Origin of the sequence: Micromonospora sp. M51 (assembly GCF_018070305.1) — a bacterium.
GTDB classification, from domain to species: domain Bacteria; phylum Actinomycetota; class Actinomycetes; order Mycobacteriales; family Micromonosporaceae; genus Micromonospora; species Micromonospora parva.
On the sequence record NZ_JAGPXZ010001351.1, the window covers coordinates 1 to 755 of the forward strand.

Genomic DNA, 755 nt, shown 5'->3' on the forward strand with positions numbered 1-755 from the left:
GCGCCGGGCTCCGGCCGGACCTGGTCCGCACCCTCACATTGATCTCCCCGGCGCTGCCGTTCCTGGACTTCCGGCGCTCGTTGCAGGGGCGGATGCTGCCGGTGCTCGCCATTCCGCGTGGTGAGCGGCTGGTCGCCCGGCACCTCACCCAGCTCGCGCCGGAGGTGATGGCCCAGCAGGTGCTGGAGGCGTGCGTCGCCGACCTCAGCCGGATCTGCGATCAGCGTCGGGCCGAGGCGCTGGAGGAGATCCGGGTGCGGTACGAGGCCGAGCACTACGCCGCCGCGTACGTCCGGACGTTCCGTGGGCTGGTCGCCAGCTTCCTGCGCGCGTACCTGCCGGGGCCGGGGTCGCTGTGGCGCCTGGCCGCGGCGGTACGCGCACCGACCCTGGTGGTGGGCGGCCGGCAGGACCGCCTTGTCGACGTGCGGGTGGCGCCGCAGACCGCCCGTGTCATTCCGGACAGCCGATTGATGATGCTCCACGGTGTCGGCCATGTGGCGCAGTTGGAGGTTCCCCGGCTGGTTGCCCGCGCGGTGGTCGGCCTGCTCGCCGAAACGGAGGACGCGGTGGGGCGCTCTGATCTGGCAGGCTGACCCGGATGCCCAGCTCAGCCCGCCACCCTGTGCGCCGTCGACGGCGTTTCGCGTTGCTCGCCCAACTGGTGGCGGTGGCGGTGGCCGTCGGTGCGGCGGTGACGGTGGTCGCCGAAAGGCGGGGCGGGCAACCCGGTGGTGAACGGCTGGCCGCGGAGG

At 73.4% G+C, this 755-nt stretch carries 1 pseudogene; it reads left to right on the top strand.

The window, feature by feature from the left end:
* Nucleotides 1–596: pseudogene (locus KBX53_RS34775) on the top strand (alpha/beta hydrolase); the annotation flags it as partial.
* Between the last annotated feature and the right edge of the window lie 159 nt (nucleotides 597–755).